General features: G+C 68.9%; 11 protein-coding genes and 2 pseudogenes. 11 read left to right on the top strand and 2 right to left on the bottom strand.

Annotated elements, in window-relative coordinates; all coding sequences use genetic code 11:
- The first annotated feature begins 31 nt into the window (after positions 1–31).
- Both EER30_RS25555 and EER30_RS25560 read left to right on the top strand, forming a co-directional pair.
- Positions 32–580: a Uma2 family endonuclease gene (locus tag EER30_RS25555; RefSeq protein ID WP_240670297.1), complete on the top strand. Its 549-nt coding sequence runs from the start codon at positions 32–34 to the stop codon at positions 578–580.
- On the top strand, positions 570–902 hold the full coding sequence (locus EER30_RS25560) for a type II toxin-antitoxin system VapB family antitoxin (protein ID WP_164842479.1): 333 nt from the start codon (positions 570–572) through the stop codon (positions 900–902). Before EER30_RS25555 ends, EER30_RS25560 begins: the two co-directional genes overlap by 11 nt.
- 67 nt (positions 903–969) lie before the next feature.
- On the opposite strand, the gene EER30_RS25565 is transcribed toward EER30_RS25560, so the two are convergent.
- Complete coding sequence (locus tag EER30_RS25565; protein WP_127503139.1) at positions 970–1,515, bottom strand: hypothetical protein; 546 nt, start codon at positions 1,513–1,515, stop codon at positions 970–972.
- A 95-nt stretch (positions 1,516–1,610) separates the two neighbouring features.
- On the opposite strand from EER30_RS25565, the gene ruvC reads away from it, so the two are divergent.
- The 9 genes and pseudogenes from ruvC to EER30_RS25610 all read left to right on the top strand — a co-directional run bounded on the left by ruvC (position 1,611) and on the right by EER30_RS25610 (position 11,776).
- Entirely contained in the window at positions 1,611–2,174 is a 564-nt protein-coding gene (gene ruvC / locus EER30_RS25570; protein ID WP_127503140.1) for a crossover junction endodeoxyribonuclease RuvC, read from the top strand.
- Complete coding sequence (ruvA, locus tag EER30_RS25575; protein ID WP_127503141.1) at positions 2,171–2,770, top strand: Holliday junction branch migration protein RuvA; 600 nt, start codon at positions 2,171–2,173, stop codon at positions 2,768–2,770. The genes ruvC and ruvA overlap by 4 nt, the downstream gene beginning before the upstream one ends.
- Positions 2,767–3,777, top strand: a pseudogene (locus EER30_RS48890) (LAGLIDADG family homing endonuclease); the annotation flags it as partial. The gene ruvA and the pseudogene EER30_RS48890, both read left to right, overlap by 4 nt.
- 153 nt (positions 3,778–3,930) lie before the next feature.
- Positions 3,931–4,806 (top strand): annotated as a pseudogene (ruvB, locus tag EER30_RS48895) (Holliday junction branch migration DNA helicase RuvB); the annotation flags it as partial.
- A gap of 142 nt (positions 4,807–4,948) precedes the next feature.
- Positions 4,949–5,335: a preprotein translocase subunit YajC gene (gene yajC, locus EER30_RS25590; protein ID WP_240670298.1), complete on the top strand. Its 387-nt coding sequence runs from the start codon at positions 4,949–4,951 to the stop codon at positions 5,333–5,335.
- Between the two features lie 168 nt (positions 5,336–5,503).
- Positions 5,504–7,369, top strand: a complete 1,866-nt coding sequence (gene secD, locus EER30_RS25595) for a protein translocase subunit SecD (protein WP_127503324.1) — start codon at positions 5,504–5,506, stop codon at positions 7,367–7,369.
- Between the two features lies 1 nt (position 7,370).
- Positions 7,371–8,579 carry a protein translocase subunit SecF gene (gene secF, locus EER30_RS25600; protein ID WP_127503142.1) on the top strand — a complete coding sequence of 403 codons (1,209 nt, stop codon included), beginning with the start codon at positions 7,371–7,373 and terminating at the stop codon, positions 8,577–8,579.
- Between the two features lie 64 nt (positions 8,580–8,643).
- Positions 8,644–9,180, top strand: coding sequence for an adenine phosphoribosyltransferase (locus tag EER30_RS25605; protein ID WP_205650415.1), 537 nt, complete (start codon positions 8,644–8,646; stop codon positions 9,178–9,180).
- Positions 9,181–9,340: 160 nt separating this feature from the next.
- A complete protein-coding gene (locus EER30_RS25610) occupies positions 9,341–11,776 on the top strand; it encodes a RelA/SpoT family protein (protein WP_127503144.1) in 2,436 nt (811 codons plus the stop codon).
- A gap of 48 nt (positions 11,777–11,824) precedes the next feature.
- Here EER30_RS25610 and EER30_RS25615 read toward each other — a convergent pair whose 3' ends face one another.
- Complete coding sequence (locus tag EER30_RS25615; protein WP_127503145.1) at positions 11,825–12,655, bottom strand: peptidylprolyl isomerase; 831 nt, start codon at positions 12,653–12,655, stop codon at positions 11,825–11,827.
- Positions 12,656–12,681 lie beyond the last annotated feature (26 nt).

Here is a 12,681-nt window from a genome sequence, read left to right on the forward strand (position 1 = left end):
ACCGAGTCTTTCGGCGTGGAGGTGCTCCGCCATGACCCGTTTCTGGTTGCCGCCGATCGAGGATCTTGATATCGAAGACCTCGCCACCCTGCCCAAGCACTACCGATACGAGTTGCGTGAGGGCAATCTCGTCATCGCCGCGCCGACGAGCTTCTGGCACAAAGAGATGTCGATGCGTCTGGTGACGATGTTGCACAAGGCGGGCCTGAACGCCTTCGTCGATCCTGGGATCAGGGGCGACCGCCCGCGCGACAACCGTCTGGCCGACTTGGGTGTCGTCACCCGCCTGCCACCCGGGCTGGCCACCTACTCCAATTTGCCGGCGTCGTCGTTCAGCCTGGTCGTCGAGATCGTGTCCGAGAACTCGGTCAACGGCGAATACACCGACAAGGCCGCCTGGTACGCCGAGCACGGCATCCCCGAGTACTGGATCGTCGACCAGGCCCCCGACCGCTCCGACGACGACGCCTTCGTGCTCGTCCACCGCCTCCTGCTGGCCGGCGGCGAGCCGATCTACGGCCGTGAGCGAAATGTCCTCCTCTCCGACCTCGAACGCGAATATCCTCATCTTGACTCGTGACATCTGGTCGCTCGACTACTGGTCTGGAGGTGGGTGGTCCGATGGAGCCCGAGGAGGAGCCGATGACGGATCTGGCCGAAAAGCCCGACCTCCAGGAGGGGTTGATCAAGACCTGCTCGAAGAAGCGCGCCGGCAGGTCGGCGTCGAATCGAATACCGAGGTGATCAATATTGCGCTCCGGCGGCTGGTGGAAGAGAGGCGGGAACGCCGCCTTCGCGCCTACGACAGCATCCAGCGCATGGTCCGGGAAGGGCTGCTCGATCTGGATGCGATCGACCGGGGGCGTGAATGTCTCGTCGATACCAGCGTGTTGGGCCGGTAGGCAATGACCCGGCTCGATCTGTGAACCGTTTCCTGAGCGAGGGCCGGTGCGTTGTCGCCGGCCCCGCTCAGTAGTCGACGGAGATCGCCGACATTGTTTGGATCAGCGTGAGAATCAGAAGGATTCCGAGGGCCACGCGGCGACCGATCGCATGCCACTGCTGGCGGCGGTAGGCCTGGCACCATGCGATGCCGGCGTCGGCGGTGGCCATCGCGCCCGCGCGGTGAGTGTCGGCCAGCAGGGGGGCTTTGAGCAGGGCGATGCTGCCGCCGCGGCGATAGAGGGCCGGGGCATAGGGCTGCGGGCGCAGCACCCGCACGTCGACCTCGTACATCTGGTCGTCGCGCCATTGCTTCGTGCGTACGTCCAAACGGTGTTGAAGGTAATCGCGGGCTGCGTAGGGCCGGCCCAGCAGGCGGCGGCGCCACGACAGGCGGCGCCAATGGCAGGCCACGTCGGCCAGCACGTCCATGTAGAGATGCTCGGCCTCGGGGTCGCCGCCGACCAGACGGGACGTCGAACTGCGCAGGTCAGCCAGGTACGTCGCGACGAAGACGACGTAGTCGTGCGGCGGCTCCTCGGCCATGGGCGGAACGAGGTACATGACGCTCACCCCCGCTCCCCATGGTCGAGGCGTGTCGCTGCGGGGCGCAAGAGGCCCGGGTATTAGGGTGTCGAACACACGTACGTGAAATGGGGAGGTCCGTGGTGCGCGTACTCGGGATCGACCCGGGACTCACCCGTTGCGGGGTCGGGGTCGTCGAGGGCGTGCCGGGCCGGCAGTGCAAGCTCGTCGCCTACTACGTGGTCTACACCGAGCCCGACGAAGACATCGCGCTGCGGCTGCTGCACCTCGACAAATCTCTCGGCGAACTGGTCGCCCAGCACCAACCCGAGAGCGTCGCCGTCGAGCGCGTCTTCTCCCAGCACAACGTGCGCACCGTGATGGGCACGGCCCAGGCCAGCGCCGTCGCCGTGCTCGCCGGGGCGCGGGCCGGGCTGCCCGTGCAGACCTACACGCCCAGCGAGGTCAAGGCGGCGGTCACCGGCTCCGGCACGGCCGGCAAGGCTCAGGTGACGGCCATGGTCACCCGGCTGCTCGCGCTCGACGAGCCGCCCCGCCCGGCCGACGCTGCCGACGCTCTCGCCCTCGCCATTTGCCACATCTGGCGGGGCGGCACGCGCGCCCGCATTCAGGCCGCCGCGGTTGCCGCGGCCAACAAAGCGCACAAAGCCGCCACCGCGGCGAACAAGAGGGGAATTCGCCGATGATCGCCAGCGTGCGTGGGGTGGTGGCGGCGATCGCGCCGGACAGCGCCGTCATCGAGGTCGGCGGCGTCGGTCTGCAGGTGCAGTGCGCCCCGGCGACCCTGGCCGGCCTGAAAGCGGGCGTCGAAGCACGGCTGGCCACCAGCATGGTCGTGCGGGAAGACTCGCTGACCCTTTACGGTTTCGCCGACGACGACGAGAAGCACCTCTTCGAGCTGCTGCAGACGGCCAGCGGGGTCGGTCCCCGGCTCGCCCAGGCCGTGCTGGCCGTGCACCAGCCCGAGGTCGTACGCCGGGCCATCTCGGGCGGCGACCTGGCCACGCTGACCCGGGTGCCGGGCATCGGCAAGAAGGGCGCCGAACGGCTCGTGCTCGAACTGCGCGACCGCGTCGGCCCGCTGCCCCTCGGCGACGGCCCGGCCGGCGTGCTCAGCGGCGCCTGGCAGGAACAGGTGCGTCAAGGCGTGCTGGCCCTCGGCTGGTCGGCGGCCCAGGCCGACCAGGCCGTCGCCGCGGTCGCCGAGAGCATCGACGGCGAGGTGCCCGCGGTGCCCGTGCTGCTGCGTCAGGCCATCCGCCTGCTGGGCAAGGCCCGATGAGCGAGCTGGTCTCAGCCGACGCCGGCGACGACGATCTGGATGCCGAAGCGAGCGTCCGCCCCCGCCGCCTGGCCGACTTCATCGCCCAGCACCGCGTCCGCGACCAGCTGGAACTGCTGCTCAAGGGCGCGATGGGCCGCGGCACCCCACCCGACCACATTCTGCTCTCGGGGCCCCCTGGCTTGGGCAAGCCGGTGTCGGTGGACGCGCTGGTGCTGATGGGCGACGGCTCGCGGCGCCGCCTCGGCGACATCGTCGTCGGCGATCAGGTCATCACCCGCACGGGTGAGGCAGCCGCCGTTCTCGCCGTGCATGAGCAGGGCGAACTCGACTCCGTGCGGATCCGCACGACCACCGGCCGCGAGGTCGTCGCGGCGCCGGACCACCCGTTCTGGACGACGGAGGGTTGGGTCAAAGCGGGCGACCTCACCCCCCAGGACACGCTGGCGAACGTGTTGTCCCCGGTGACCGTCGCCGAGGCGACCGAGGAGTCAGACGAGTTCCGCCTGGCCGGCTACATGGTCGGCGACGGATGCACCAGCAACCAGGTCACCTTCACCGGAGGCGATGCCACGGTGCTGGACGATTTCCGCGCCGTCTGTGACCGTCTCGGGTATTCGCACATCACCCGGCCCAACTCGGCACGCAGCGAGTTGGTGCGGATCTCAGGGCTGAAGCCTTGGCTCACCGAAACCGGCTTGATCGACAAGACGGCGTGGCTCAAGAGAGTGCCCAGGTTCGTCTTCCAGGGCGATGAGTGGCAGGTCAGTGCCTTTCTTGCTGCCTATTTCGCGTGCGACGGCACGGTGAGCCGCCGTGGGAGCGACCGCTACGACGTGGTTATCGAGTTCTACAGCGTCTCCCGCGGTCTCCTCGAAGACACCCAGCACCTTTTGCTCCGCCTGGGCATCCAATCGCGCCTGAAGCTGAAGCGCGGCCGCTACCAGGGCCGCCTCCATGAGTCGTGGCGTTTGTCGATCACCAGTCAGGACGATGCGGCGCGGTTCGCCGAGCGGGTCACACCGATCGGTGAGCGCGGTGTGCGGTTGCGTGAGTGGGCGCCGCGCCGGGACCGCTTCGATGAGCGGCTGGCGCCAGACCGGGTTGCGTCCGTGGAGCCCGCTGGTCTGACGGAATGCCGGTGTCTGACCGTCGCTGACGATCACACGTTCACTGTGAACGACCTGGTCGTGCACAACACCACTCTGGCGAACATCGTGGCGGCCGAGCTGGGGACCGGGATCCGGACGACCAGTGGGCCGGTGATCGAGCGGTCGGGGGATCTCGCGGCGATCCTGACCGGTCTCGCGCCCGGGGATGTGCTGTTCATCGACGAGATCCATCGCATCGCGAAGCCGGCCGAGGAGCTGCTCTACAGCGCGATGGAAGACTTCCGGGTCGACGTCGTCGTGGGCAAGGGGCCGGGGGCGACCGCCATCCCGCTCGACGTCGAACCGTTCACGCTGGTCGGGGCGACCACGCGGGCCGGGTTGCTGTCGGGGCCGATGCGCGACCGGTTCGGTTTCGTCGCACACCTCGATTTCTATTCGCCGGCCGATCTCGACGCGTTGCTGCACCGGTCGGCCCGCATTCTCGGGGTGCCGATCACCGATGAGGGGGCGGCCGAGATCGCCGGGCGGTCGCGGGGTACGCCGCGCATCGCGAACCGGCTGCTGCGGCGGGTCCGGGATTATGCCGAGGTGCGCGCCGACGGCATCGTGACCGAGACCACCGCCCGGGAGGCGCTCAAGGTGTACGACGTCGACGCCTTGGGTCTCGACCGGCTCGACCGGGCGGTGCTGCGGGCGCTGATCGAGTCGTTCCGGGGCGGTCCGGTCGGCCTGTCCACGCTGGCCGTGGCGGTGGGGGAGCAGTCCGACACGGTCGAGGAGGTCTGCGAGCCGTTCCTGGTGCGGGCCGGGCTTCTGGCCCGTACGCCGCGGGGTCGTGTCGCCACCGAGGCGGGTTGGCTTCATCTCGGAAAGACACCGCCATCGGGCACGGCCCAAGGAGATTTGTTCGCACGGGATGCATGAAATCCCCTCGTAATGCGAACGTGATGTGTGCCGCATTCGGACTTCCCAGGTTGACCGATTAGACTCGCCGCCGTTCAACCGGGAGTTGTTTATCGCCGTCGGTGGCGCGGAGCGCCGTGGACGGCCAACGGAAGGCATATTCGTGGACGACCTGGCAGCCGAAGCATCGGGCGGCGGCAGCTTCACGCCCCTGCTCCTCATCGTTCTGCTCTTCGGTGTGATGTATTTCCTCATGATCCGGCCGCAGCAGAAGCGTCGCCGTGAGGCCCAGCAGATGCAGAACACGCTCGGCCCCGGCGACCACATCGTCACCATCGGCGGCCTGCACGGCATTGTCGTCTCCGTCTCCGACGACATCGTGACGATCGAGATCGCCGACGGTGTGCAGGTGCAGTTCGCGCGTCCGGCCATCGCGCGGGTCGTGCCCGAGCCGGCCGCCGAGGCGCCGGTCGAGGACGAGCCGATCGCCGAGCCCGCCGTCGAGGAGCCGATCGTCAACCCGGTGACCGACACGCGTAAGAAGGACTGACTTACTCTTCGGGCCGGCCCGCGCGGCATCACGTCGCCGGGCCGTTTCGTGGGGCCCACATCCGGCCGCCGCCTGGTGTATAAAACGGGCACCGCTACCGCGGTACCCACAAAGATGCCGTAACACACAGGGAGACCTAAAGCCGTGGCACGACCACCACAGGGACAGATGCATCCCGGACGGCAGCTTGCCGTGCTCGGCGCCATCTTCGTCGTCCTGTATCTGCTGGTTTTCTTCGCCGGTGGAGCGAGCGGCAGCTTCATGGACCGCCTGCACCCCAAGCTCGGCCTCGACCTCGTGGGTGGCACCCAGGCCACCTACATCGCTTCGGTGCAGGGCGGCCAGGTGCCGTCGAAGCAGAGCCTGGAGCAGGCCCGCGGCATCATCGAGGAGCGGGTCAACGCTCTCGGTGTCTCCGAGGCCGAGGTTGTCATCCAGGGTGACCGAAACATTGTGGTCTCCCTCGCCGGTAAGGCCGACGACCAGCTCAAAGACCTGTCGCAGGCCGCGCAGATGCGGTTCCGCCTGCTGATCGGCACGACGGGCGACGTCGCCTCGGTGGCGTTGAACCCGCCGTCGGCCGCGCCTTCCGGCGCGCCGTCCGCGCCGCCCTCGGCGCCGGCCGGCACCACGCCGTCGAACGGCGCGAGCGCCCCGGCCGTGCAGAACAGCCCGTCGACCGGTGGTCAGGGTGGCGGCGAGGTCGTCAAGGCCCCGACGCCGACCCCGAGCCCGAGCGCGTCGGCCCCGGCGGCGAGCGAGCCCGTGCCGGCCACCGCCGGCGTGCAGGAGCAGCGCGCCGCCGTCGAGAAGAAGGTCGGCGCCGCGGCGTGGGCCGCGGCCGAGAAGCTGACGACCCCGGTCGATCTCAGCACCGACACCAAGGCCGGCCTGCCGTTCGCGAACTTCGCCAAGCTCAGCGGCGACGAGGTCAACGTTCTGACCCCGCAGATGCAGTTCAACGTGCCGACGATCGGCTGTCAGCAGCTCGACGCCCGGCCGAACGGCGCGATCGACAACAAGGACGCTCAGGCCGTCGCGTGTTACCAGAGCGCCAAGGTGCTGCTCGACAAGGCGCCGGTCGTCGGTGAGGACATCTCGAAGGCGAGCCCGCAGCTCGACCAGCAGACCGGCCAGTGGGTCGTCTCGCTCGACTTCACGAGCGCGGGCTCGACCAAGTGGGCGGCGCTGACCCGGCAGGCGTTCGAGGCCACCTCGACCGCTCCCTGCTTCGTCGCCGCGCAGGCGCTCTACGGCCAGGTTGACCACTGTGCCGTCGCCGTGGTGCTCGACAAGAACATCATCTCGGCCCCGCAGATCCAGGGCGTGCTGACCGGCACCTCGCAGATCACCGGCCAGTTCACCTCGGCCTCGGCCCGTCAGCTGGCCGACCAGCTCAACTTCGGCGCGCTGCCGGTGACCTTCACCTCGGGCCCGGCTCAGACGGTTTCGGCGACGCTGGGCATCCAGCAGCTCCAGGCCGGTCTGCTCGCGGCCGCGATCGGCATGGGCCTGGTCGCGATCTACGCGTTCTTCTACTACCGCCTGCTCGGCTCGGTCATCTTCCTGAGCCTGATCCTGTCGGGTCTGCTCACGTTCGGCGCGCTGGTCTTCCTGGGCCGTACGGTGGGCTTCACGCTGACCTTGGCGGGCATCGCCGGGTTCATCGTGTCACTAGGTGTCGCGGCTGACTCGTTCGTCATCTACTTCGAACGTCTTAAAGACGAGATCCACGAGGGTCGAAGTCCGCGAAGCGCTGTGCCACGAGCGTGGGCCCGTGCCCGGCGTACGATCATCTCGGCCAACACGATCACCATCCTGGCCGCCGTGGTGCTCTACATCGTCTCGGTCGGCGCGGTGCAGGGCTTCGCCTTCGCGCTGGGTCTGTCGACCGTGCTCGACCTGGTCGTGGTGTTCCTCTTCCGTCACCCGATCATGACGATGTTCGCGCGGACCAAGGCGTTCCTCTCGCCGCGGGTGAGCGGTCTCGGCCGCGTGCTGCGCAACGCTTCGACCGACCCCAAGGAGGCCTGACATGGCCCGCCAAGGTCTCGCCGCCCGGCTGTACGCGGGTGAGGCGAACATCAACATCATCGGCCGGCGCAAGCTCTGGTTCCTGATCGCCGCCGCGCTCGTGGTCGTCTCGATCGCCAGCATCTCGATCCAGAGGTTCCACCTCGGCATCGAGTTCGCCGGTGGCACGTCGTTCAGCGTGCCCGCGACGACCTCGGACGGGCGCACCCTGACCCAGGGTGAGGTGTCCGACGCGGTCCAGCGGGCGATCCAGTCGGTCGACCCGGGCGCCGAGGTCGGCGCCGCGCAGGAGGTCGGCCGGGCCGGCCAGGGCAAGAGCTTCACCGTCCGGGCCACCGCGATGACCGCTCAGCAGGCCGAGGAGGCCAAGACCGCCCTCGTCACCGACCTGAAGGTCTCGGCCGAGGAGGTCAGTGACGACCAGGTGTCGGCCGCGTGGGGTGGTCAGGTCACGAGACAGGCGTTGCTCGGTCTGGTGATCTTCCTGATCATCGTGATGATCTATCTGGTCGTCCGGTTCGAGTGGCGGATGGCGGTCGCCGCCGTCGCCTCGCTCCTGCTCGACCTCGTGGTCACGGCCGGCGTCTATTCGCTGGTGGGTTTCGAGGTCACCCCGTCGACCGTGATCGGCTTCCTGACGATCCTGGGTTATGCGCTCTACGACGTGGTGGTGGTCTTCGACAAGGTGCAGGAGAACACCCGCGGTATCACCGCGGGCAGCACCCGCACCTACAGCGAGGCCGCCAACCTGGCGGTCAACCAGACCCTGATGCGCTCGCTCAACACCGGTCTGGTGGCGCTGCTCCCGGTCGGCGGTCTGCTCTTCATCGGGGCCGGTCTGCTCGGCGCGGGCACGCTGAAGGACCTCGGTCTGGTGCTCTTCGTCGGCATGGGCTTCGGCGTCATCGCCTCGATCATGTTCGCGGCGCCGGTGCTGACCCTGCTGAAGGACCGCGAGCCGAAGATCAAGGCGCACACCGCCCGGGTCCTCGCGCGGCGGGCCTCGGTCCGTTCGGGCGACGTGGCTCCGCGTGGTGAGCGCACCGGCCGTGACGCCAACGTGTCGGAGTCCGACGAGGTGGCTCCGGCGCTCGCGTCGGCCGCCCCGCGGCCCGGCAGCCGTCCGACGGCCAAGCGCAACACGAACAACCGTGGCGGACGCACCGGCGGCGCCGGCAACCGCCCCAGCGGCGGCACTAAGCGACGCTGACGCTTGACGCGACAAGGGGGCGGCCGGTGATCCGGCCGCCCCCTTTGTCGTTACGCTGACGCGCGTGACTGATGAACTCGATCTCGCCGCGGTCGTCGCGGGCGGCACGGTCGACGTGCTCGACTTCCCCAAGCCGGGCATCGTCTTCAAGGACCTGATGCCGCTGTTCGCCGACGGGCCGGCGTTCCGCACGGTGATCGACGGGATCGTCGCCCACTACGGCAAGGACACGTTCGACGTGGTGGCCGGGGTCGAGGCGCGGGGCTTCGTCGTGGCCGCCGCGGTGGCGTACGCGGCCGGGGTGGGGGTCGTGCCGGTGCGCAAGGCCGGCAAGCTTCCGCGGCCCGCGATCGCGGTCTCCTACGAGCTGGAGTACGGCGAGGCCACCCTCGAGGTGCACGAGGACGCGTTCGTCGCCGGGCAGCGGGTGCTGGTGGTCGACGACGTGCTCGCCACCGGGGGCACGGCCGGGGCGGCCCTCGAGCTGGTCGAGCGGGCCGGCGGTACGGTCGCCGGCTTCACGGTGCTGATGGAGCTGGCGTTCCTGAAGGGCCGCGAGCGTCTCGGTTCGCGTACGGTCCATGCGCTACTGACCGTTTGATAGGCATTTGCCCGGCGTGGGCCCGGTTCTTTCGGAGGTTCAGGCGCGCCATCGGGGAAGAGTGTGCGGGTAGGATGGCGTTCCTAACCAGGTGAGCAACCCTGGACTTCTCCGGCCGGCGATCCCCGGCCGGGTCACGAGCGAAGGTGTGAGGAGGCCGGTGTCCAGCGACGTCGTCCCTCCGGCGGAGGGCACGGTGCAGCCGACCGAGAACTCACGGAACGGCTCCGGCGCGCCTGCGCCCGCCGACGAGGTTCCCACGGTGGCGGCGGTTGAGGCGGCCGACGAGGCCACTCAGCCGATGCCGCCCGGCGGTGAGCCCGGCGGGTTCGGGCTGGCCAGCGCGCCCACCGGCCGCCGGGTGCGGGCCCGCCTGGCGCGGTTCAACGCGCCCTGGCAGAGCACCCAGGTCAGTGAGGTTCTCGAGCCGCTGATCGCCACCCACCGGGCCAGCCACCCCAAGGCCGACGGCCGCATGCTGCAGCGCGCCTTCGACGTGGCCGCCCGCTGGCACTCCGGTCAATACCGCAAGTCCGGCGACCCCTACATCACGCACCCGCTGGCCGTGGCGACGATCCTGGCCAACCTCGGCATGGACACGACCACTCTTGTCGCGGCCCTGCTGCACGACACGATCGAAGACACCGACTACGGCCTCGAGCAGATGCGCACCGACTTCGGCCCCGAGGTGGCGCTGCTGGTCGACGGCGTGACCAAGCTCGACCGGGTCAAGCTGGGCGACGCGGCCAAGGCAGAGACGATCCGCAAGATGGTCGTCGCCATGGCCAAGGACCCGCGCGTGCTGGTCATCAAGCTGGCCGACCGGCTGCACAACATGCGCACCCTGACCTTCCTCCCGCGCGCCAAGCAGGAGCAGAAGGCCAAGGAGACCCTCGAGATCCTCGCGCCGCTGGCTCACCGCCTCGGCATGAACACGATCAAGTGGGAGCTGGAAGACCTCGCCTTCGGCACCCTGTTCCCCAAGCGGTTCGAAGAGATCAACCGCCTAATCGGGGAGCACCAGCCGCAGCGTGAGGCCCTGCTGCGCCAGGTCACCAACCGGGTCAGCCTCGACCTCAAGTCGGCGAAGATCAAGGCCGAGACCACCGGCCGCCCCAAGCACCTCTACTCGATCTATCAGAAGATGATCGTGCGGGGCCGCGACTTCAACGACATCTACGACCTCGTCGGCGTGCGCATCCTGGTCGACACGGTCCGCGACTGCTATGCCGCGCTGGGCGTCATCCACGCGAACTGGCAGCCCGTGCCGGGCCGGTTCAAGGACTACATCGCGATGCCGAAATTCAACATGTACCAGTCGTTGCACACGACGGTCATCGGCCCGACCGGCAAGCCGGTCGAGATGCAGATCCGCACGTTCGCCATGCACCGCACGGCCGAGTTCGGCATCGCCGCCCACTGGAAGTACAAGGAACAGAAGGGCGCGACGATCGTCGGCCCGCCGGCGCACATCGACGAGATGACCTGGCTGCGGCAGCTGCTCGACTGGCAGCGCGAGGCGAGCGACCCGTCCGAGTTCCTCGACGCGTTGCGCTTCGATCTGTCCAGCCAAGAGGTGTACGTCTTCACGCCCAAGGGCGACGTCATCCCGCTGCCGACCGGCTCGACGCCCGTCGACTTCGCCTACGCGGTGCACACCGAGGTCGGGCACAAGTGCATCGGCGCGCGGGTCAACGGCAAGCTCGTGCCGCTCGAGTCGACGCTGTCCAACGGCGACGTCATCGAGATCTTCACGTCGAAGTCGGCCAACGCCGGCCCGACGCAGGACTGGCTCGGCTTCGTCAAGAGCCCTCGGGCGCGCACGAAGATCCGGCAGTACTTCAACAAGGAACGCCGCGAGGAAGCGATCGAGGTCGGCAAGGAGGCGATCGTCAAGGCGATGCGCAAGCAGGGCCTGCCCCTGCAGCGCATGCTGACGAACGAGAACCTCACGACCATCGCCCGCGACCTGCACCTGGCCGACGTCGCCTCGCTCTACGCGGCGATCGGCGAGAGCACGGTCAGCGCCCAGTCCGTCGTGCAGAAGCTGGTTGCCGGCTTCGGGGGTGAAGAGGGCGCGGTCGAGGACATCGCCGAGACCGCCGTCGCGACCCGTCCGCCGCGCAACCGCAGCTCCGCGCAGGACCCGGGCGTCGTGGTCAAGGGGGTCAGCGACGTGTGGGTCAAGCTGGCCCGCTGCTGCACCCCGGTGCCGGGTGACGCGGTGTTCGGTTTCGTCACCCGTTCGGGCGGCGTCAGCGTGCACCGGGAAGACTGCGCCAACGCCGAAGACCTGCGTGACCAGCAGGAACGCGTCGTCGAGGTGACCTGGAAGCCGACCAGCGCGTCGACGTTCCTGGTCGCTATCCAGGTCGAGGCGCTCGACCGGCACAAGCTGCTGGCCGACGTGACGCGGGTGCTGTCCGAGGAGCGGGTCAACATCCTCTCCGCGACGGTCACCACGACCCGCGACCGTGTGGCCGTCAGCCGGTTCACGTTCGAGATGGCCGACCCGAAGCATCTGGGCCACCTGGTGGCCGCCGTGCGCAAGGTCGACGGCGTTTTCGACGCCTACCGCGTGACCTCAGGGGCATAGCAAAGGGGGCGGGCTTCCGAAGAAGCCCGCCCCCTTTCAAAATTCCGATCAGGCCGCGGCGACCGCCATCTTCTTGATGTCGATCTCCTTCTTGGGGTGGCCGCCACCGGCCTGCTGGGCGAACGCCCCGTCGTCACCGGCCTTGACCACCTCCTGCACGATGTTCATGCCCTCGGTGATCGTGCCGAGCAGGGTGTAGTTCGCCGGCAGCTGGGTGTCGGCCGCGACGATGAAGAACTGGCTGCCGGTGCTGCCCGGCTGGCCGGTGTTCGCCATCGCGATCGACCCCGCCGGGTACGGCTTCTGGGTGTCGGTCGGCAGGTTCTCTTCCGCCATCGTGTAGCTCGGGCCGCCCTGACCGTCGGTCTCGCGGTAGCCCTTGCCGGAGGCGAACGGGTCGCCGCACTGCAGAACCTTGAACTGGTCCTGGTTGACCAGGCGGTGGCACTTCGTGTTGTCCCAGAACTTCTTGGCCGAGAGGAACTCGAAGCTGGCCGCCGTGCACGGCACCTTGCTGCGGTCCATCGTCGCCTTGATGGGGCCGAGGTTGGTGTCGATGGTCAGCGTGGCCATGCCGGTGTTGGCCACGTTGGCCGGCGGGGTGCCGACGTCCTTGACCTTGCCGCCGCCCTGGTCGGGCGTCCACGTGCAGGCGACCTGACCGGCCGGCACGCCGCCCGCCGTGTTCTTGGTGGGCTTGTCGTCCTGCAGCGAGGTCGCGATCCACACGGCGACGCCGGCGATCAGCACCACCGCGATCGCCGACCCGATGATGGCCTGCCGCTGCCGGCGCTTGCGAGCGGCGGCGGAGCGCTCGGCCATCTCCTTCTCGAGCCGGGCCCGCGCCGCCGCGCGCTGCCGGTCCTTGATCGACGACACCGTGTTCCTCCTGCTGAGTGGTCGGC

The organism is Actinoplanes solisilvae (genome assembly GCF_003999975.1).
GTDB lineage: Bacteria > Actinomycetota > Actinomycetes > Mycobacteriales > Micromonosporaceae > Actinoplanes > Actinoplanes solisilvae.

Coding starts and splice junctions, on each gene's coding strand:
- secF (WP_127503142.1), top strand. CDS start 7,371: ATGGCCCGCCAAGGTCTCGCCGCCCGGCTGTACGCGGGTGAGGCGAAC.
- ruvA (WP_127503141.1), top strand. CDS start 2,171: ATGATCGCCAGCGTGCGTGGGGTGGTGGCGGCGATCGCGCCGGACAGC.
- secD (WP_127503324.1), top strand. CDS start 5,504: ATGCATCCCGGACGGCAGCTTGCCGTGCTCGGCGCCATCTTCGTCGTC.
- EER30_RS25555 (WP_240670297.1), top strand. CDS start 32: ATGACCCGTTTCTGGTTGCCGCCGATCGAGGATCTTGATATCGAAGAC.